The 20602-nt window shown below is 64.0% G+C and carries 16 protein-coding genes; 4 read left to right on the top strand and 12 right to left on the bottom strand.

Features of this window, described 5'->3' with window-relative positions:
- Positions 1 to 184: 184 nt before the first annotated feature.
- A complete protein-coding gene (locus VOI21_RS03165) occupies positions 185 to 1513 on the top strand; it encodes a Wzz/FepE/Etk N-terminal domain-containing protein (RefSeq protein WP_323767605.1) in 1329 nt (442 codons plus the stop codon).
- 21 nt (positions 1514 to 1534) lie between these two features.
- Here VOI21_RS03165 and VOI21_RS03160 read toward each other — a convergent pair whose 3' ends face one another.
- The 6 genes from VOI21_RS03160 to VOI21_RS03135 form a co-directional block, all read right to left on the bottom strand.
- Positions 1535 to 3076, bottom strand: coding sequence for an exopolysaccharide biosynthesis protein (locus VOI21_RS03160; RefSeq protein ID WP_323767602.1), 1542 nt, complete (start codon positions 3074 to 3076; stop codon positions 1535 to 1537).
- Positions 3077 to 3300: 224 nt separating this feature from the next.
- A complete protein-coding gene (locus VOI21_RS03155; protein ID WP_323767600.1) occupies positions 3301 to 5403 on the bottom strand; it encodes an NAD-dependent epimerase/dehydratase family protein in 2103 nt (700 codons plus the stop codon).
- A gap of 10 nt (positions 5404 to 5413) precedes the next feature.
- Complete coding sequence (locus tag VOI21_RS03150; protein ID WP_323767599.1) at positions 5414 to 6379, bottom strand: glycosyltransferase; 966 nt, start codon at positions 6377 to 6379, stop codon at positions 5414 to 5416.
- The gene (locus VOI21_RS03145) at positions 6376 to 7647 is read right to left on the bottom strand and encodes a glycosyltransferase family 4 protein (protein WP_323767597.1); all 1272 of its coding nucleotides are present in this window, start codon (positions 7645 to 7647) and stop codon (positions 6376 to 6378) included. The genes VOI21_RS03150 and VOI21_RS03145 overlap by 4 nt, the downstream gene beginning before the upstream one ends.
- Positions 7644 to 8615 carry an NAD-dependent epimerase/dehydratase family protein gene (locus VOI21_RS03140; RefSeq protein ID WP_323767595.1) on the bottom strand — a complete coding sequence of 324 codons (972 nt, stop codon included), beginning with the start codon at positions 8613 to 8615 and terminating at the stop codon, positions 7644 to 7646. The genes VOI21_RS03145 and VOI21_RS03140 overlap by 4 nt, the downstream gene beginning before the upstream one ends.
- Before the next feature lie 46 nt (positions 8616 to 8661).
- Positions 8662 to 9843: a Gfo/Idh/MocA family oxidoreductase gene (locus tag VOI21_RS03135; RefSeq protein WP_323767593.1), complete on the bottom strand. Its 1182-nt coding sequence runs from the start codon at positions 9841 to 9843 to the stop codon at positions 8662 to 8664.
- A gap of 174 nt (positions 9844 to 10017) precedes the next feature.
- On the opposite strand from VOI21_RS03135, the gene VOI21_RS03130 reads away from it, so the two are divergent.
- Positions 10018 to 10782, top strand: a complete 765-nt coding sequence (locus tag VOI21_RS03130) for a WecB/TagA/CpsF family glycosyltransferase (RefSeq protein WP_323767591.1) — start codon at positions 10018 to 10020, stop codon at positions 10780 to 10782.
- On the opposite strand, the gene VOI21_RS03125 is transcribed toward VOI21_RS03130, so the two are convergent.
- The 3 genes from VOI21_RS03125 to VOI21_RS03115 are packed head-to-tail and all read right to left on the bottom strand — an operon-like array spanning position 10783 to position 15145.
- On the bottom strand, positions 10783 to 11547 hold the full coding sequence (locus VOI21_RS03125) for an SDR family oxidoreductase (RefSeq protein WP_323767589.1): 765 nt from the start codon (positions 11545 to 11547) through the stop codon (positions 10783 to 10785).
- Positions 11544 to 13097, bottom strand: coding sequence for a GMC family oxidoreductase (locus VOI21_RS03120; protein ID WP_323767587.1), 1554 nt, complete (start codon positions 13095 to 13097; stop codon positions 11544 to 11546). The genes VOI21_RS03125 and VOI21_RS03120 overlap by 4 nt, the downstream gene beginning before the upstream one ends.
- The gene (locus VOI21_RS03115; RefSeq protein ID WP_323767585.1) at positions 13094 to 15145 is read right to left on the bottom strand and encodes an acyltransferase family protein; all 2052 of its coding nucleotides are present in this window, start codon (positions 15143 to 15145) and stop codon (positions 13094 to 13096) included. Before VOI21_RS03115 ends, VOI21_RS03120 begins: the two co-directional genes overlap by 4 nt.
- Positions 15146 to 15317: 172 nt before the next feature.
- Here VOI21_RS03115 and VOI21_RS03110 point away from each other — a divergent pair, with 172 nt between their 5' ends.
- A complete protein-coding gene (locus VOI21_RS03110; RefSeq protein ID WP_323767583.1) occupies positions 15318 to 15806 on the top strand; it encodes a serine acetyltransferase in 489 nt (162 codons plus the stop codon).
- Between the two features lie 50 nt (positions 15807 to 15856).
- On the opposite strand, the gene VOI21_RS03105 is transcribed toward VOI21_RS03110, so the two are convergent.
- The 3 genes from VOI21_RS03105 to VOI21_RS03095 are packed head-to-tail and all read right to left on the bottom strand — an operon-like array spanning position 15857 to position 19084.
- A complete protein-coding gene (locus VOI21_RS03105; RefSeq protein ID WP_323767581.1) occupies positions 15857 to 16381 on the bottom strand; it encodes a GNAT family N-acetyltransferase in 525 nt (174 codons plus the stop codon).
- Positions 16378 to 17664: a glycosyltransferase gene (locus VOI21_RS03100; protein ID WP_323767579.1), complete on the bottom strand. Its 1287-nt coding sequence runs from the start codon at positions 17662 to 17664 to the stop codon at positions 16378 to 16380. The genes VOI21_RS03105 and VOI21_RS03100 overlap by 4 nt, the downstream gene beginning before the upstream one ends.
- Before the next feature lie 10 nt (positions 17665 to 17674).
- On the bottom strand, positions 17675 to 19084 hold the full coding sequence (locus tag VOI21_RS03095) for a hypothetical protein (protein ID WP_323767577.1): 1410 nt from the start codon (positions 19082 to 19084) through the stop codon (positions 17675 to 17677).
- A gap of 235 nt (positions 19085 to 19319) precedes the next feature.
- Here VOI21_RS03095 and VOI21_RS03090 point away from each other — a divergent pair, with 235 nt between their 5' ends.
- Entirely contained in the window at positions 19320 to 20510 is a 1191-nt protein-coding gene (locus VOI21_RS03090) for a glycosyltransferase family 4 protein (RefSeq protein ID WP_323767575.1), read from the top strand.
- Positions 20511 to 20602 lie beyond the last annotated feature (92 nt).

Here is a 20602-nt window from a genome sequence, read left to right as displayed (position 1 = left end):
GAATAAGGCAAAAATATGTCCTTGGTTCGCAGGCGGGACACGCATTGTTTCCAGCATTTACGCGGCAAGCACATGGCAAAATTTAGGCAGCTTCGCTAGATTGAGGCCAGAAGATGACGCGGTTTGCCCAAGTAGCCGGACGTGTCGTCTCCGCGCCGGGGGCGGTTTTGCGGGAGATTTTGGAATGATGCAGTTTCAGTCGATTGGCGAAGTTTTCGCGGCGCTCCGGCGCCGGGCGCTATTGATCCTTGTCGTGACCTTTCTGGGGTGCCTTGCCTCGTTGTATTACGCGCTGGGCCAATCCAAGGCGTACGAGGCAACAGCCGTTGTGCAGATCGAAGATGCGCAGGTGCCTGACCAATTGGCCGGGGCGCTTGCCACCAATACGGACGCTGCCCGCCGAATTCGGTTGATTGAGCAACGCCTGATGGCGCGCGACAACCTTGTGCGAGTGATGGAAAAGCACACCTTGTTTGCCGACAATCCGGCGATGACCATGACAGAGCGCGTGGGGTGGATGCGCGACGCCGTCCGCATTCAGCAACTCGTCAGTCAGGCGCAGACCTTTGCGCCGGGCGGCAACGCGCCCTCGGGTCTGATGATCACGGTCCGGCTGGACGATCCGGACAAGGCGGCGGATGTGGCCAACGATTTGATGCAGCTTGTGATTGACCAGTCGCGTTCGCGCAGTGTCAGCCGTGCACGCGATACCTTTGACTTTTTCGCCGCCGAAGACCTGCGCGTCGGGGCAGAGATCGAAGCGCTTGAAGGCCGCATTGCCGAGTTCAAGCGCAACAATGCCGAACAACTGCCCTCTGGTGTGGCGGACCTGCGCACCCAGCTTGGCACATTGCGGGCCACCGATCTGGATCTGGACCAACAGATCCTGACCATCGAAACCTCCAGCGACCGGACGCGGGATGACGTGCGGCGGCGTCAGATTGGGGCTTTGCAGGAGCAAAAGGCGCTCATCGCCTCGCGCATCACAGAGATCGAGAGGCTGATCCAGGGTGCGCCTGAGGTCGAGCGAGAGTTCAACCGGCTGGAACGCGAGATGACCAAACTGCAGGAGCAGTATGAGGTGATCACCCGGCGCAAGGCCGAGGCGGAACTGGGTCAAATGCTGGAGGACCGTCAGGCGACCGACCGGTTCGAGGCGCTGGAGACCGCCCTGCCGCCCGAATTCTCGGTTTCGCGCAGCCGCAAGAAACTGGCCCTGATGGGCGGGGTTGCCAGCTTGCTGGCCGGGCTTGCCGCCGCCTTTCTGGTCGAGACGATGAACCCGGTGATCCGCACGGCGGCACAGATGGAACGGGTGCTGGGCATTCAGCCGGTGGTGTCTATTCCGTTGGTGGCGACCCGGCAGGATCGCAGCCGGGGTGGGCTGAAACTGATGGCCAAGCTGCTGGCGGTCTTTGCCCTTGCCGGTCTGGGTTTGCGGCTGATCTGGGAACGCTCGCCGGTTCTGGCTGGTTTCGCCGAACGGTTCCTGCCCCGCGTGATCCGACCCTGAAGGCGGCCTGACGACGTCGGTCTAGTAGGTATAACGACCGATGTCAGTACCTTCGGCCTTGTTCAGCACCATGCCCAGTATCGGCATCGTGTCGCCCAGACGGCGCTCCACCTCCGAGACTTCGCTTTCGGTTGTCAGGCCACCGCCGATCACCAGTAGCACGCCGTCGAACAGTGGGCGGGCGGCGATCACATCGTCGTAGAACAGTGCAGGCGGCAGGTCGAACAGCACCACATCCGGGGCATAGTGATCCTCGATGGCGCGCAGCGTCTCGATGCTGCGCGGGTCCTGCAACAGTTCCGAGGCATAGGGCTCGGCGCGGTCATTCAGCGCAAAGGCGATGTTGCGACCGGCGTTGACCGGGTTGCGACCCATGCGGCGCAGATGCACCTCTGGCGGGGTCATTCCGCGCAGCATGTCGCCCACCGATCCCGGGTCATTGATGCCCAGAGCCTTGTGCAGGCTGGGTCGGCGCATATCGAGATCCATCAGCAGCGTGCGGCAGTTTTCCTGCCGTGACAGGCTGATCGCAAGGTTGGCGGCGGTAAACGTCTTGCCGCAGTCCTTGCCGGGCGAGGTGATCGCCACTCGCCGCCAGCCGTTTTCCGACAGGGCCTGCAACAACCGGGTGCGCAAGACGTCAAATGCGCCGTGAGCCGGGTCCTCACGCGAGGCGGTGATGATCCGGTTGCGCGCAAGGTGCACCTTTTCGACGGTCAATTCGGGCAGCGCGGCCCAGGCGGTATCGACATCCGCGACAGGTTTTTCGGCGAGAGTCGTGGCAGCCGGTGGATCCGGTTGGCGCGTGACGGGGACCATGTCGGTCAGCGGCAAAACGGGAACGGCAGCCTCGGCTTTGCGGCGGGCTGCGTCTTCGGCACGGCGCTCCTCTTCCAGGCGGCGCGCTTCGGCGGCGCGCGCCTCGGCCTCGATCCGGCGCTGTTCGGCCTGATGCGCCTCTTCGGCTATGCGCGCTTTCTCTGCCTCGGCAGCACGTTCCTGCTCGAGGACAATTCTGGCGGCCTCGGCCTCTTCGGCGCGGCGCTTTTGCTCTGCCTCGCGCTGGGCGGCGGCGGCGCGTTTTTCGGCTTGGCGCTTGGCTTGGTCACGTCTGGCGACGGCCTCAGCCATGCGTTTTTCGGCTTCGCGACGTTGTGCCTCGGCATGTCGGGCCTCCTCGGCCGCCTCTTGACGGTGGCGGGTCTCTTCGGCCTCGCGGCGCTGACGCTCCGCTTCTTGCCGTTCGGCATCTTCGCGGGCTTTGGCGGCGTCAGCCTCACGTTGCGCACGCGCGGCCTTGACCCGGCGCAGGGCTTCGGCCCGGGCGCGTTCTTCAAGGTCCGCTTTGCGGCGTGCTTTTTCCTCAGCCTTTGCCTGTGCGGCAGCCTCCGCGACGCGCAGCGCCTCTGCCTCGGCACGGGCCTGTTCTGCCGCCGCTTCGCGGATGCGAGCGGCCTCCTGCGCGGCCTCTGCCAGAGGGGTGACAGGCGACGGCGCGTCATCCGCCGGACGTGCGCCCGTGGCAGAGGTGCGTTTGCGCCTGAATTTTGGGCTGTCCATCATGTTCATGCCCTTTGCTCCGCGACGTACCAGTCCGCGCCACTGCCCTGCGCCGCTGACCGACCTGTTCCCTTGTCCCGGCTCATGACCCGACCCGACCCTATCAAAACTGTCGAAAGTCCCGAATGGACCCAGACGTTGCACCCTATAAATCAGCCAAATTTGACCAGAATAAGGTGGATTCGCCGGTATTGTTCACCAATTGCACGGGCCGTCGCCGCTGTGCCCTAGAAGCCAAAGAGATTGGCCTTTGTGATCGCGTTTTCAACAAAGCGCTGTTTTTCGGTTTCCGGTTGCCAGCCTAGAACCTGCTTGGGGTGGTTGTTCACGAAGGGTGAGAAATGTGCCCGACTTTGCCAGTCGGCCCGCGACGGGCGGATGACTCCCGGTTTGCGCAGGGCGTATTTCTTGAGCAGGTATTTCACCGCGTCAGAGGCATAAAACGCGTTCAGATTGCCCGGAACAACGCGGATTTTCGCGCCCAGCACCTCGTGGATGGCTTTAAAGTACCCGCGCGCCGACAGCATCGGTTCGCCCACAAGGTTAAAGCTTTGCCCGACCACTGGCGCGTCGATCATGCGCACCAGACCGTCGACCACGTCGTCGATCAGCACAAAAGGCAGGATGTTGCGCCCGTGGCCCCAGATGCGCACCGCGCCCGCGCCGTGCCAGCGCCCGATACCCCAGTGCTGTAGTGGCCCGCCATGCCCCACAACGATGCCCGGACGCGCGATGACCAGCGGCAAACCACGGCTGCGGTGCAGTTCCATCAGCTTGCGCTCGCATTCGGCCTTGGACCTAGCGTACAGGTTTCGATCCGTCATGTCCTCGGCAAAGCCGGTGTCCTCGGTGATCTGCATATTCGGATCGGACATGTCATAGCTGGCAATGGTGCCGGTATAGATCAGCCGCTTCACGCCTGCCTGCTCGGATGCCATGGCGATGCGCAGGGCCACTCCGACGTCGTTTTTCAGGCAGTCGGCCCATGTGTCGTCCCGTGACTTGGCAAGGTTAAAGACCACCTCGATGCCCTGCATCGCCGCTGTCAGCGCGTCGAGATCATGGAGCGAGGCACTGACGGTTTCCACGCTGTCGGGCAGATCGGGGAAGGGGCCGGATTTGCCCCGAGACAGCACGCGGACGTCGCGCCCGTCCGCCACCAGCCGCCGGGTCAGCGCCCGCCCGATAAAGCCGGTGCCGCCGATGACCAGCGCGGTCGGTTTCGGGTCACGCGTCTGCACGGCGGGGGCGGCGGTTTGCAGTACCTCGGCGGGCAGTTTTGCGATCATCGCGTCGATGGTGCGCATGACGGCAACGGCACTTTGGCCGGAGAACCGGGGGTCTTGCACCCCGCCATTTGCCAGCGCGCTGTAAATGGCCGCGTTCATGCCGCGAAAACTGCGGCCATAGGGGTTCTGGGTGTTTAGCGACCTCAACTGCGTCAGGGCGTTGGACAGGCCCACGCGCCGGTGCTGGCGGGACAGTTCCATCTGTTTCTTCAGAGGATTGGCCACCAGATCGGCGGCGTTCTCACGTTCCACCACCAGCACGTCCTGCGCATAGTCCAGCCGCGCCCGCGCAGAGGACCCGCGCAGCGTGACCGACCTGTCATCGACCGTCTCGACCATGGCGATGGCAAAAGTGATCTCGACATGGCCCGCGCGGGCGAGGATGCGAAAGCTTTGCGGGCGCGGATCGTCCCCCGGCAGGGTAACGGGATGCGCGGCCTGCGCGTGCAGGATTTCCACATCCCCAAACAAGTCATGGGCAAATGCGACCAGATGCGGACCCAGTTCCAGCAACAGGTTTTTCGGCTGACGTAGCAGCCACAGATTGAACGGACCGGACCGCAATGGCGACAATGGCAGCGCCCAAGTGATCTCTGCGCCAGAGATGCGGCCATAGTCACCGGACAGCATCGCGGCCTTCATCCTTTCGTAGGACGGGAGGCCCAGAAAGTTGTGACCGGGGTGGAATCGGCGGCCTGCGGAGTCGGCTGCGGCAAGGATTTCTGCCGCCTCGTCGCCGGATTCAGCCACAGGCTTTTCCACAAGCACGTGCAATCCGCCCACAAGGCACTGAGTCGCTATATCCTTATGTATATTTGGCGGCGTCAAGATATGGACAGCGTCGCAGGCCTTCGAATCGATCAACTGCTGCACAGTTGTGAACACCCTCGCGCCAAGCGGATCGGCAAGGGCGCGGGCGGCGGATTCGCTCAGATCGCAGACGGCGGTGATCTGCACGCCGGGAGTGGCCTTCAGCGCCTCGGCGTGCCAGTCGGCGATGTATCCGGCCCCGATCAGACCGACGCGAATGGGGGTGGGCATCTCTAAGACCTCATTTATATTCGATAATACGCATATCGGCGCCAGAGAGGCGTCGCGCGTGGAATTTCGCCATGCCAAGCAGGTTGGGGAATTTGGACAGGGTCAGAAGAACCGCCAGTTTGCCTGCATCGCGACGCGACAGCCCGTCGCCACGCAGCCCGCGGATCGACCGCAGGTGACTGACGACATAGAGCGCCAGAACCGCAAGGCTGAGCAGCAGTGTTGCAAAAAGGCCAATGACAAACAGAAGTGGCAAGATCAAACCAAAGACCAGCACGCGGCGGCGTTCGGTGCGGAAATACTCTGGATGCAAGTGCCCGACCTGCGCAAATCCGTGGCCGGTACGCACCGCGCGCCGCCACCACTGGCCAAAGCTGCGCATGGCGGCATCGTGGCGTGTCATCCTCAGAGGCAGGCGTTCCAATTGCCATCCCGCCTTGCGCAGGCGCGTGCAGACCTCATCATCCTCGGCCGCGATAACCTGCGGGTTCATACCGCCGATCCCGGCCCATGCCTCTGCCCGTACCATCATGTCGCCGCCACAGGCGAGGATTTGACCGGCGGGGCGATGCCATTCCCAGTCGCACAGCAGGTTATAGGCGCTTGCCTCCGGATGGATTTCCGCGCGCCATCCCGTCACCATCCCCAGTTCCGGGTGCGCCTCCAGATGGGCGCGGGCCGCATCGAGGTAGCCGGGCACAAGGCTGCAATCACCATCCAGAAACTGCACGATCTGCGGGTCGTCCAACGCGTCAAACCCGGCGTTGCGCGCGCGCGCGGCGGTAAAGGGGATCGACATATCCAGCGCGACTACAGTGGCCCCGCTTTTGCGGGCCTCGGTCACGCTGTCATCGGTAGAGCCGGAGTCGACATAGACCACCTGCCGCGCCTGCCCTTGGACAGAGGCCAGTGCCGCTATCAGCCTTGCGCCCTCATTGCGCCCGATCAGGACAACGTCGACGGGTGTTCCGGTCATAACCGTGTCCACCGGGGTTGCCGCCCTGCGGCGTATTCCTCAAACAGCCACGACAGTTTCCTTGCCTCGCTTGCGATGTCGAAATCGGCCTTTACGGTGTCCCGTCCGGCCGCGCCCATTTTGCTTCGCAGGTCGGGGTCGCTCACCAGTGTATCGATTGCGGCGCGCAGCGCGGTTGCGTTGCCCGGCGGCACCAGCAGACCATTATAACCGTGGGTTACCAGTTCCGGCACCCCTGCGATGCGGGTTGTGATCACGGGCACGCTTGCGGCCATTGCCTCCATCAACACGACGGGCAAGCCTTCGGCAAAGCTGGGCAAGACAAAGATATCGGCCTTTGACAGGATCTGTGCCACCTCGGACTGGCTGCGGTAGCCGGTGAAGGTGACGGGCAGCCCCTCTGCCTGTTGTTCCAAGGCGGCGCGGTCCGGGCCGTCCCCGACGATGGTCAGGTGTATGGCGGGCGGTTCGTCAAAGGCATGGTGCGGGTCGTCGGAGGTGGGTGGCTGTAACAAGCGGCGCAGGGCGTCCAGCAGCAGCGGCACGCCTTTGACCGCCGCCAGACGACCCACAAAGACCAGCTCCGTCACCCATTTCTCTGTCTCGTGGTCGGTGGGCTTGTAGCGGTCAGGCTCTACCCCGCAATGGACAATATGAAAGCGGTCCCAATGCGCCTGATCGGCGAAACACATCAGTTGTGAGCGGCAGAAATCGCTGATGCAGGCGACAAAACGCGCCCGCGCAGCCTTTTCGTCGATGCGCCAGTGGTGTGGCTCAAAGAAAATGTCCGGTCCGTGAATGGTAAAGCTGTAGGGGATGCCCGACAGCGTGCTGGCCAGCATGGCAACGGTACAGGACGCCTTGGCGATGTGGTTGTGCAGATGGTCGACACCGTTGTCTGCCAGATGCGCCGCCAGAACTCCGGCCTCAAGGAAATAGATCAGGTTGTACAGCCGTCCCTTGAACCCTTTCGGGGCCGTGGTCCATGCCAGTTTCAGCGCGCGCATGTAGCGGGCGGGTTTGCGCATCCACCTCAGGTGCGCGCGGATCAGCGCCGTGGGCTGTTTGCAGGCCTCCAGCACCTTGAAGGTGCGGGCATGTTCGGCGCGCTGTTCCGGGCCGACAAGATGTTCCGCGCCAGTGGTGCGGATCGAACAGGTTTCTACCTCATGGCCCAGCGCGCGCAGGGCGGCGACCTCACGTTGAATGAAGGTGTCAGAGGCGCGGGGGTATTCGCCGGTCAGGTAGGCCAGCTTTGGCAAGGTCATGGGTTGCCCCCCAATGAGCGGGTGAGCATGCCCTCAAACGTGTCGGTATCCTCACCGCCCAGCGTGCTGCGCAGCGCCGTGTTGGGCCATGTCAGCGGCATCAGTCGGGCGCGGACAATGGGTTCACGGAACAGACCGGGGAGGTTTGCAGACAGCGGTTTGAGCAGGCGGACAAGAGCGATCCAGAGGCTGTATGGGACAGGCAGGGTCAGCCGTGGCCAGCCGGTCATCCGTTTGTGGGCGCGCAGGAAACGGGCGCGGGTGGGGCGGTCGTCGTCCAGCACGTTCAGGACTGGCGTGCCTTGCGGCGCGCGCGTTGCCGCCTCGACCAGCGCCCAAGCGGTGTGGGTCACATGGGTCAGGGGCAGTTCGCCCCCTGAATTGATCTGGACATGCAGTTTCGAGGCCCAGAACCCCAGCAGCGCGTTCCACGTTCGGCCCGGCCCCCAGACCGCGCCCGGCCGCAGGATCCACAGCGGCAGACCAGCCGCACGGCACATCTGTTCCTGCCGCAACTTGGCGGCGGCATAGGCGTCGCGGGCGTGGTCAGCGTTTTCCAGCGGCGCGGTTTCGTCCAGCGCTGCGCCGGGGGCCACCTGCATCGTGTTATAAACCGCGATGGAGGAGACAAGGACCAACCGCGAGCCGCTGCCGGCCATCGCGTCCAGAAGGGTTTGCGTCCCGCGCAGCGTGTCCTGCGCGTGGCTGGTCGCGTCGCCGCCAAGGTGCGCGGCGGCGTGAATCACGGCCTGCGCTCCGGACATGGCATTGCACAACGCCGCTGATGTGGCTGGGTCAGACAGGTCAGCCTGCAAAGGCCGGATGCCGGGATCGTTGGCCCATACTGCCAAAGGCGCGCGGCGATACAGTGCCGTCACCTCTATCCCGCGCCTGCGCGCCTCGGCCACGCAGGCGCTGCCGACAAAGCCATTGGCCCCGGTGATCAGGATGCGAGCTACATTGCGCATTGCAAAGGTTCCGGTTTCACTTCGCTAGTCTCATATGGCTCCGGTTTCACTTCGCCCATGGCATCGGCTCCATCGGATCACACGTGGTGGTCATACGCTGTGCGCCGCGTGTCTCGCCCGCGTTCTGGATCGCCAAAGTCACTTCCGTCAGGTGAAGGGCAAAATCGTTCGACATCCGGCAAGGGCGATTGTCGCGCAGCGCCTCCAGCACCTCGGCCGGGCCAAGCATGAAATTCATGGCCGCCGCGCCCCAGCGTTTGACCTTGGGGTGAGTGGGCTGTTTCAGCCGGATCGGTCGCGGGAACGGGTGTTCCATCAACCGGCGGCGCAGGGTGATCCGCCGGGCAAAGCGGACCTTGGCGGCGTTGTCCCAAGCGGCCTTGCAACTCAGCACGCCCTTGTCCCCGACGATGCGGATGCCGTGGTCATGTGGGGCCACGATGGAACATGTCAGACGGGTCACCGGACCGTTTTCAAAAAACAGCGTGGCGGTTGAGAAATCCGGCGCAAAGGGGCCAGTGCCCTGCTTGTCCGGGATCGTCTCGGCAGAGGCGGCAACCACCGTACGCACCGGCCCGAACCATGAGATCAGCCAGGTCAGGTAATAGCCCGCGTGTTCCAGCGTACAGCCGACGCGGAATTCATCCTCATAGGGCCAGGGCGCACCGGACTCTGTCAGCCATTTGTCATAGGCCGCCTGCGGGATAAAACCGTCGTCAAGCTCGGCATAGATCAGGCGCGGCGTGCCCGCGATGCCGGTGCGCAACGCGTGACCAATCGTCTGCGCCGCCTCGCCCAGCGCCGAACAGGGGGCGGAGGCCAGCATCAGCCCCTTGTTCGCCGCCAGCCTATGCAAGGCCTTGGCATCCTCAACCGTCATCGCCAATGGTTTTTCCGAATAGACGTGCCGCCCCGCCTCAAGACAGGCTTTCGAGGTTTCGAAATGGGCACTCGGATTGGTCAGGTTCAGGACCAGCGCATCGGGGGCCTGCGCCAGCAGCGTATCCAGACCGTCGCGGGCGGTCAGATTCCAATGACTGCAAAAGGCGGCAAGCCGCGCGGCATCGCTGTCCCAGACGCCCGCAACCTTGATCCCCGGCATGGCCTGCAACGCGCGCATGTACAGGTCCGCGACAAAGCCGCAGCCCAGCAGAACAATCTGTCCTGCCGCGCCTGAGCCCGCCCCGGCCGCTGCCTGTGCGCTGATCGGTTTCACTGTGCCACCCATGGCCCGCCTTTGGTTCCCAGATCCCTAGCAGGAAATCATGGCCGGAATTCGACGTGGATCGCAAAATTGCGGCAGCGCGGCACCAGTTGTTTCGAAACTTGCAATGTGTGCTGTAAAGGGCACTGAAAGGGTGTTGGTTTCACGCTATGGCGGAAAGGGGGGCAAGGTGTTCACATGGATTTTCGAATAGGCGACGACACGATCACCGTGAACGTGCCGACTTGGGCCGTTCTTGAGGCCCGTGTGCGCGAGCGGTTTGCCCGGCGCAGCGGTTTTGCGCTGGCGACGATCAATCTGGATCATATCGTCAAGCTGCACGCGTCAGAGGCGTTCCGCGAAATATATGCGGCGCAGGATTTCGTGGTGGCCGACGGCTATCCCATCGTCTGGATGTCGCGGCTGGCGGGGCGGCCTGTCTCATTGATCCCCGGGTCAGAGGCGATATTGCCGCTGGCGCGGCTTGCGGCGGCCCAAGGGGTTACCGTGGCGCTGTTTGGCTCCAGAGCGCCCGTTCTGGCGGCAGCGGCAGAGTATCTGGAGCGCGAGGTGCGCGATCTGGAGGTGGTCTGTCAGATTGCCCCGCCGATGGGGTTCGACCCTGCCGGGCCAGAGGCGCAGGACATGCTGCGCGAGATTGCAGCCTCTGGTGCGCGGCTGTGTTTCGTGGCGCTGGGCGCGCCCAAACAGGAAAGCTTTGCCGCCACCGGGCGCAGGATCACGCCGGATATCGGCTTTGCCTCGATCGGGGCGGGACTGGATTTCTTTGCCGGGACGCAGCAGCGCGCGCCCAACTGGGTGCGCCGTATCGCGATGGAGTGGCTGTGGCGTATGATGCTGGACCCAAGGCGGCTGGCCGGGCGATATGCCAAATGCGCCCTTGTGCTTCCCGGTCTGGCACTGCGGTCGCTGTTGCTGCGGTTGCGGGATCGGCGCGACTGATTACAGGCGGCGTGGCCGTGGGCGGCGCAGCAGCAGCGCATCCTTCAGCTTTGACTTGAGTCCACGCGGCGGCAGCAATTCCATGTCACGCTCAAAAATGGTGCCGTTCAGGCCTGCGTCGCGCATCAGGGCCAGTTTTGCGCCCCAGCGTGCCGCCACTTCGGGCGGCAATCCGTCGGGAATGCCCATGCCCGTCGCCAGCGCGCCCGGCAGCCAGTCGCTGATCACGATGTCGGGGAAACGGTCAAACAGGTCGGCGATCAGCGCGCGCGTCAGGATGCGTTGCGCGCCTTTAGACACCGAATAGGCGGCAGAGGCGGGCAGGGGCGCAAAGTCAGCATAGCTGGCAACATTCAGGATACGACCCGTGCCGCGCGGGGCCATGTCCTGCAAGGCCGCCCATGAGCAGGCGTAGACGCCGCCAAGGTTGATTTTCATGCTGTGCCAAAAACGGTCCGGTGTTTCATCCAGCACATCGCGTTTGGGATAGACGGCGGCGTTATTGATCAAAAGGGCCATCGGGCCGTGGCGCTGCGTCATCCCGGCAAAGCCCTCTGTCACGGCGTCGAAATCGGACACGTCCAGAGGCATGGCGTCAAACCGGCCCCCGCACAGCGCGGCGGTTTCCTCCAGCGCCTCTGCCCGGCGTCCTGTGCCGACCACGGTGAACCCCTCTGCGCACAGTTGCTGCGCCAGCGCGCGGCCAAGGCCGGATCCGGCCCCGGTGACCACGGCAAAGCCGTCTTTTGGGGTAATCTGTGTCATCTGCCGTCCCTCAGGATCTGATCCGCCACCCGCAGGGCGTTGGCGGCGATGGTCAGGCTGGGGTTCACCCCCATCGAGGTCGGCATGAAACTGGCATCCGCTAGCCAAAGGTTGCTCACATCATGTGCCCGCCCGTTCGCGCCGGTGACCGATGTCGTCGGATCATGCCCGAACCGCAGCGTGCCGCAGGGATGACCCCAGTTCAATTCCGGCGTCATCGACAGGAACATGTGCCGGTGCCCGCGCAACCCACGCCTCAGGGCCTTGCGAAAGGCGCGACGACGGGCGCGCAATTCATCCGTCAGCGTGTAGGTAACGGCAAGTTTCTCTGGCTGCGTAGGATCGTACAGCACGCGGTTTTGGGCGTAGGGGAAATCCTCCATCAACCCGACGAACAGATGCGCATGACCCAGCAGAACCTGTGCAACGCCCGCCATGGGCCGCGACAGGGCGCGCAGGCGGGACTGTCCGCGCAGGTCGAACATCCGGTTGAGGAAATGCACCATCTCTCCATAAGATGCGCGGATGCCCATGGCCTGCACCGATCCCAGCCGCATGTCCTCACGGTGGTAAAAATCGCGGAAGGAAATCGCCTTGGTCGCGCCGCTGTCCGGCGTGCCGCGCTTTGGCCAGAGAGCAAAGCGTTCATCGACATGCAGCATCAGGTTGCCCCCGACCATTCCGGACCGATTGGCCAGCCCCTTCGGCCAGCCCTCAGACGCAGAGGCCAGCAGTAGGCGCGGCGAATGCAGCGCCCCGGCAGCCAGAATGAAACGATGTGCCCGCAACTGTCGGATTTCGCCACCGATGCGCACCTCGGCATAGGTGATGCGGTCATCTGACGTGTGCAGGCGCGTGACATGTGCCCCGGTCAACAGCTGCGCATTGCCGCTGGCCAGCGCCGGTTCCACCCCGGCAGAGCGGCCATCCATCTTGCAGACCTTGGGGCATTTGCGGCCAAGGCAATTCTCACAGCCCCCGATATGGGCGATGCCGGTATGTGTGCGATAGGGATGCAGGCCCGCCTCGCGCAGGCTATCGGTCAGGGCGGCCTCTGCCCGGTGCAGAGGCGGCGGGGTCTCCAGCGGCATGGAGGCCTCGGGTGACAGCGGATCGGGTGTGCCGTGGACGCGGAATTGCGTGGCGGCCTTGTCGTACCACGGGGTCATGGCGTCATAGCCCACCGGCCAGCCGCCGGTTGGATGAGGCTGCCCCGGCACCTCGTCCAGATCGTGTCGTTCCGGGCGTTCCAGCGTGGCGGCGTAAAACACCGAACTGCCACCCGGACCGCTGCCCAGCGGCGCGAAGAAACTGGTCTGCACCCCGTCAAGCGTGACATGCAGCGGGTCGGGCCACAGGCCCCGCGCGGTGCGCGCCTCTGGCACAAACACCTCTGTCAGGCCGTTGCGTTCGCTGCGCAGACCCGGTGCGCCCTTTTCCACAAACAGCACCTTTTGGCCGGCCTCGGCCAGCGCGCGGCCCAGCGTGCCGCCACCCATGCCCGCGCCAATGACGATGGCATCCCAATGCGTGTCAAAGACCGAGGTCATCCGTCAGAGGCTCCGTTCATGGAGACCTCACCCGCCAGCGGCGAAAAGACTGGTCGCAACACCTCGCGGATGCGGATCGCGGCGCTGTTGGTCAGGTGGTTGTTGTCAAAATACTGCCCCTGTCCCTGCTGGACGGCAGAGCAAATCCCATCCGTGCAGAAATAAGGCCAGGTATCGAGGAACGTGATCCTGTCTGCCTCGGCCAACGGCAGCCACGGCGCGTCAGACAGGGTGGCGCGCAGTACGATGGCCGCCGCTGGAACGGTGTCTTGGGTATGCCCGGGCGCGGCCAGCGGCAAACCGGCATGGGCCGCCTCCCGCGCGGCAAAGCGGCTGTTGTAAAAGGGAATTTCCGGAGGTTGGCGCAATACGAGGACGCGGGGAATATGCTGGTTCAACTCTTCGACCGTGGCGCGCGCGGCTGCGGCCAGCAGTTGCGGTTGCAGCGTATCGGTCGAGGCGGGTCGATCCGTGGGGAACAGCGCAATCCGGTCATCGGCATTCAGGCCGACGCCCTCACCGGTGGCGTAATAACTCCACCGACCGATCAGCAGCACGGACTGCAGGCTGTCCATTGTGGGCAGGGCCTGCCGGATTTGCATATTGGCTTGGGTGCAGGCGGTATCCTGCGCCGGGGTGGCGGCGCTTTCGACCTTGCGCAGGCCAAAGAGCGGCGCACATCCCGCGCGCCAGATGAGGATCCCGGGCACCGCTGCCTCATGCGCGGCCACATCCAGCCCCTCTTTCATCGCGCGCACATGACTGTCGCCCCAGACCAGCAGGCGCGGGGGCCCGTCCGGTCCGATTGGGCAAACCTCCAACCCGTCAAGCGGCCCGCTGTCGGCGATGCGGCACCTGCTCCAATCCTGGAGGAAGTCGCCGGAGGCGGCGATATGCACCCGCGCCTGCGCGCCAAAGCGTTCCGGCAGCCCGTCGCGGGCATAAAGGCCGTAACCTGCGGCCAGAGCGGCCGTAGAGACCAACGCCATACCGCCAAACACTGCGCGTCCGGTCAGGCGACGGCTGTGGCGGACGGGCTGTTCGACAAACCGCCATGAGAGCCAGCCAAGACCGACCGACAGCGCCATCCAGACCAGCGATTCCGGCAGTGCCATCTCCGCGCGCAGCGTTGTGGCCAGCGTGTAGATCGGCCAGTGCCAGAGATAGAGCGAATAGGAAATCAGCCCGAAAAACCGCATCACCGGCATGGTCAGCATTCGGTTGACCGGGTTCTCGCCCGTCCCGGATGAGAGCAACAAGAGCGTTCCAAGGACTGGCGGCACCGCCAGCAGGCCGGGGAACAGCGGCCCCGCCGGGGTGAACCAGATGGCCGCGCCGACCATGACGATCCCGACGGCGGACAGCGCCGGGTGGCCGCGCCACGTGCTGCGGCGTTCATGTCCCCATATCGCCAGCAAGACGCCGGACAACAGCTCCCACGCGCGGAAGGGGAACAGGAAAAAGGTCGCGGTATGCGACACCGGGGTCAGCAGGACGCAAGCAACCAGCGAGGCCGCCCAACAGGCCACCAGCGTCCCGATGACCCCCCAGCGCCAGCGGGCCAGCAGGATCAGCAGCAACGGCAGGAAGATATAAAACTGCTCCTCCACCGCCAGCGACCATGTGTGCAGCAGCGGCTTATCCTCGGACGCGGTGTCGAAATACCCCGCTTGCCGAAAGAACAGCACATTGGACAGGTAGACCGTCGAGGCGATCACCGCCTTGCCGTATTCCCGAAACTCGAACGGCAGCAGGATCACCCAACCAAAGGCGGTTGTGACCAGCAACATGGTGAAAAAGGCCGGAGCGAGTCGGCGAAAGCGCCGGATGTAGAAATTCCGTAGGCTGATGCGGCCCGTGGCATCATATTCCCGCCAGAGGATGCCACCGATCAGAAAGCCGGAGATGACAAAAAAGATATCGACGCCGACGAATCCGCCCAAAAGCGGCAGGCCAAAATGATACAGCACCACGGCCAGCACGGCGACAGCGCGCAGCCCGTCGATATCGCCCCGGTAAGGGGGCGGGTTATGCGCCTGCGCGCTCATGTCAGGCGGTTTCCTCGTCCGTCGGGCGCGAGCGTCATTTCTGTCCTTCCGGGTTCTCCGGAGATGTCCGGCGGCCTGCCTTGGGGCAGTCTGCGCTCAGAGTGTTGCCATATCCCTTAGGATACCGCATTTCAGGGCAGGAATATGGCAGAGCACGGGTTTTGACGCGGACATGGCGGATACGGGCATATCGGCAGACGTGCCAGACTGGTCGCGGGAACGGGTCGAGCGTTTTTGGGAACCGGGCAAAAAGATGATCCGCGCGGTGCGTCGCTATCAGGCGTGCCGGGCGCGCGGACTTCCGGGCCGGATCATGGCGCGGTATTGGGTGCTGAACCACTGGTTCTGGTCGCTGATGTGCCAGAGCGAGCTGCACCTGACGACGGAAATAGGCGGCGGGCTGCGGCTGACCCATCCGACCGGGATCATCGTACATCCGGACGCGAAGATTGGCGTGAATTGCATGATCTTTCATCAGGTCACGCTGGCGGGACCGGTGGTGCTGGGCGGACATGTGGACATCGGTGCGGGGGCCAAGCTGATCGGACCGTTGACGGTGGGCGATCATGCGGTGATCGGGGCAAATGCGGTGGTGACGCGGGATGTGCCCGCCGGGGCCACCGTGGCCGGGGTTCCCGCGCGGGTGATTTCAGGCGGGTAAGGGGCGGCTGCCCGCCTCAACATAATGGACAGAAGAAACGCAAAGGCGCGTCAGGTCTTGGGCTGGGTGCTTTTGTCGTCTGCATAGATAAAGCTGCGCATGCCATTCCTCGGGTCGGCCATGTCTTCTTTGAAGCCGGCCTTGAGCAAGACACGGGCAGAGGCCGGGTTATCTACGGTGACACCGGCGTGCAGGGATTGGGGCGGGCCGTTCCGCATATGTGCGACAACGCCTTGGACCAGTTCAGAGCCGTAGCCTTGACCCCAATACGCCTCACCCAGCAAGTAGCCAAGGTGCTGCCCCTCTTCGCCTTCGGGCGAAAAGAGAAAGAGCAGGCCGATCAATCCCGCGTCACGTTCTATAAGGCTGACCTGCGCCTTTTCGCGGCGGAGAGCGATCCAGCGGTCCATGCCTTGTGGCCCGGGGTCGGGACCAAACCCGGGCGGCAGGTGTTCCAGAACGGCGGGCGTCAACAGCAATCTAAGGCGCGCCTCCAGCGGCCCGCGTGTATCGGCGTCGTCCAGTGCCGTTTCCCACGGACGAACCGTAAGGCGTGATGTCGTGAACGCCGTCAATAGCCCAGCCCGGTGAGCGGCGCACCAGCCAGCAGCGCGTCATAAACTGCAAGCGTCTTTTCGCCTTTGCGCGCCCATAGGAAAAAGTCGTCGGCATAGGTCTTTGCCCGTGCTGCGGTTTGGGTCACGTTGGCCGGTGTCTCGACACAGGCCTCCATCTCTAGGCGGAAGCCATCGACCATGGCGTCGAACCCCGCCATATCGACTCGCGCGCCGCGTCCTTCGGCGGCCAGATCCCCGGGCGCGCCGTAGTTGGCGACGATGACCTGACAGCCGCAGGCCATCGCCTCGATCACCACGCCCGCGCCCAGTTCGCGGATCGAGGGAAAGACAAAGGCGTCAGAGGCGCGCATCATCTCGGCGACCTCTGCCTGCGACTTTCGGCCATGCATCGTCACACAGTCTTGCAACCCGTGTTCGGCAATCAGCGCCTCCATCCGGGGGCGTTCCGGCCCGTCCCCGGCGATGTGCAAATGGTGGCGGCGCAGGGTGTCGGAGGCCGCGAAGGCGCGCAATGGTAATTCCGGCAGTTTGTAGGGGACAAGGCGCCCGGCGTAGAGAAAATTCAATCGCCCCTCGCCGCGGCTGCCCGCCGGGGCGGCCCCCGCCGCGTGAAAGATCGCAGGGTCAAACCCGATCTCGGGGAAGGAGACGATGCGCGCGTCCTCGACCCTCGGCAGGTCGGCGCGGGTGTGGGAAAAGGCACAAAGAACGGCGGCGGCGTCATCATAGGTGCTGCGGGCAAAGGGCAGATAGCGGTACGCATTGCGCAGCTTGCGCAATCCTTCTTTTTCGCGCGCCTGTTCGGCGGCGAAGGCCCGAGGCCAGTCAAGGTTGCCGTTCAGCGGCCCGATCACAAACGGCTGCGGCACCTTGTGCGCCAGCCAACTGGGCAGGGTGGGCGACATCGGCGTGATCCGGTGCACGATGTCGAACCCGCCCGAAGTCAGCGGATTGCGGAACTGCCGCCAGACTCCGTGTTCGAAGGCGAGATAGGGCAGATAGTTGAAGATCATCGAGGTCGACCAGCCGACTTCATCGCCGCCCCGGATCAACCGGGCCAGCCGGTACATCGGCGAGGCGATCCATTCGTTGTCGATATACACAAAGGGGATGCCCGGCGCGGCCTTCTCGATGTTCTCGCGGTTGCGCACATGGGTGGCGACGGTTACATCTGCCAGCTTGGCGATCTCAAGCGCGTATTTGTAGCCGACGATGGGCAGGGAGGGCCATTCGGGATTGCACTCATCCGCCACCAGAAGCACGCGAAGCCTTTGGGTCATAACAGCCTTTCTACATCACCGTGCGCCGCCGAACCCCGGCGGTGTGAGTGGCATGGCCATGACGACGGGTCGGCGCGGCCTGACGGAGTTTTTCGGCATAGCCGGTCAGCGCCCCGGCCAGTAGCCATGTTAGCGGGGTCAGCGTGGCATTGGGGATCATGTCGCTGACGTTGATGGCCAAAAGCAGGGACATCGGCCCGACAAACGGGGAGATTGCGTCATTGCGGTGGTGCCCCATCGCCCGCCAGATCAGGGCCAGTGGCAACAGAAGGGTTCCGAATTGCGCAAGGAACCCGATCCATCCATAGGTGCCGATGGAGATGATCCAGAACCCGTCGGTCACAGTCAGGATGGCACCGCTATAGGGGTCAAGGATGTGGTTGCGACCCCAGCTGCCCCAACCAAAGACCGGCTTGATATAGGCCCGCTCCAGCAGCCTGTCCTCGTTCTGAAAGCGAAAGCGCAGCGATCCGGCACGATCCGGATCGATCTTGGCGGCCTGTTCCAGCATCCGTTCCTGCGGGACCAGATCGGCCCCCTTGAGCAGCGGATAGGCCAGCGCCACGGCGCCGATCAACACCGCGATGCGCACCTGCGTGCGCGGCGTCAGCAAAACGACCATCGGCACCAGAAGCACAACAAAGATCAACGAGCCCAGAGATTTGGCCATCACAAGGACCAAGGTCAGAAAGATCGCCATGCCCAGCAGCTTGATCCGGCCGCTGCCCTTGTGCCAGCGCCAGAGCGCATAGGCGGAAACGACAGAGGTCATCAAAAAGAAGGCGACCCAGATGCCGTGGTACAAAAACACGATCGGGCGATAACCGCCAAACCGGATTGTCTGGGCAAAGTAGTGCTGGAAATAGCCGTAGACCCAGTTGTTCAGCTGCGGTGAAAGCCGGGTCTCTATCAACATGAGGGGGGCGTAGACCAGCCCACCGATCATTAGCGCGCGCAAAAGCTCTTTTTGTGCGCCGCCGGTGGCAAGGTGCTGACGCGCCAGCAGGAACGGCAGCACCTGAAGGAATTGTTCCAGTACAAGGGCTGCCGCGTCCTTCAGACCCAGCGCGGGCAGGCCGACGAGGCCGAAAAAGACCGGCTCACCATTGTTGATCACTGTCATGACCGGGGAAAAGATAAAGGTCAGGACCAGCGTCTTGCCCAGAACGGAATCCGGCAGCAAAGAGCCTTTGGCCTCGCGCCGCGTCATGAGTATGGCAAAGACCATCAGCGCCGGGATGTTGTGCTTGTCCAGCGGCGGCATCATCGGAAAGTCGAAGACTGCGGGTGGTTCGGGCAGGAACAGGTAGCACAGCATCATCGACCAGATGAAGGCACGCTCCACCGACAGCCGCGACATCATCACGGCCACGAAGATCGGGCTTGCCGCCAGTGCAAGGAAGGCGATCTGGTTGGGCATGGTCGCTTTGCGTTTGGGGCGCGAGGGCGCCGGGGCGTTTGGGGCGCACGGGGGCGCCGGGTCTGTTTGTCCTATCAATCGCCAATGGCAAAGTCGCGGCTGCATTGCAGCAAAAGCATGAAATCGGCGGCGGCGCGCTGCCAGCAGGCGTTAACCCGGAATGGACGACGCTTGGCCGCAAAATTGCCGGTTTGTGCTAGCATGGAGTGGCAAACCCGAACAGCCGGGAGAAGGAATGAGTCTCGAACCGCTTCGCATTGCCTATCTGTGTGACATGTCACCACTGGACCGGACCCTGTACTCTGGCGGCAACGCGCGGATCTTTGACGCGTTGCGCCGACATGCGGGAGAGGTGACGATCCTGCCGCAGACCTGGGCGCTGGCCGAACCCGTTCGGCGGCTGATCCATGCGATGCCAGAGGCGGTGAACCTGCGCGCGCGGTGGCGGGCGCATTACGCGTTGCGCCGGATGATCACGCGCAAGGTCGAGGCAGAGCTGCGGCGCGGCAGGTACGATGTCCTGTTTGGAGCCTATGCGTTACACGCGCTGGCCGGGGTGCGTACGCCCGCCAATATGGTCACGGCCTTTACCTCGGACGCGACGCAGACTGTCTATCGCCTGTCTGAGGTGGGGCAGGCGCACAAACGTCACTTTGCATTGGGACACCTGCTGGACAACTGGGTCGAGCGGCGCGAGCGCGCGGCGCTGGCGCAGGCGGACCTGTTGCTGTGGCCCTCGCTCTGGCTGAAAGACGCGGTGGCCGCGCGCTATGGCATCGACGCGGCGCGCAGCCATCTGGTGCCTTGGGGGGCGAACATCGCGGCCCCGCCACCACCCGCGCCGACCGCGCTGCGGCGCGACGCGCCGGTCCGCCTGCTGGTGATTGGGCGGGATTGGTTTGCCAAGGGCGGGCCAGAGGCGTTCGACACGATGATGGCCCTGCGCGCGCAAAGCGTGGATGCCCGGCTGACGGTGATCGGCTGTCAGCCGCCCGAATGCTATCGCAATGCGCATGTCACCGTGCATCCGCATTTGAACAAGGCGGTTCCGGCTGATCTGGCGCTGTTCAACGCCGCACTGGCAGAGGCGCATTTCATGGTGATGCCCTCGTTCGAATCCTACGGTTTCGCCTTTTGCGAGGCGGCGGCGCACGGGTTGCCCGCGCTTTGCCTGCGGGTTGGCGGCGTGCCGGTCCGCGATGGAATCACCGGCCACGCCCTGCCGCCCGGTGCCGAAGCGGTCGATTTCGCGCAGAAAATCCTGGGATATCTCGACAACCCCGAGGCCTATGCCCGACTCAGCCGGTCAGCGCGTGAGGAATTCGAGACGCGGCTGAACTGGGATGTCTGGGGGCGAACAACCGCCGATTTGCTACGCGATGCAGTTGCGCAAAAGCGCGCGGAGCTGTCCGCCTCGGCCGCCTGACAGCAGCATCATCGGCGCTGTCCTGCATGCTGCGACGCGGCGTCGCAGTCTCCGGTTGACGGCGCGGAAATGCCCGTGCCTACTGGCGCCGT

Source organism: Antarctobacter sp. (genome assembly GCF_034670325.1).
Classification (GTDB): domain Bacteria; phylum Pseudomonadota; class Alphaproteobacteria; order Rhodobacterales; family Rhodobacteraceae; genus Antarctobacter.
This window is presented reverse-complemented; position numbering and strand designations above follow the sequence as displayed.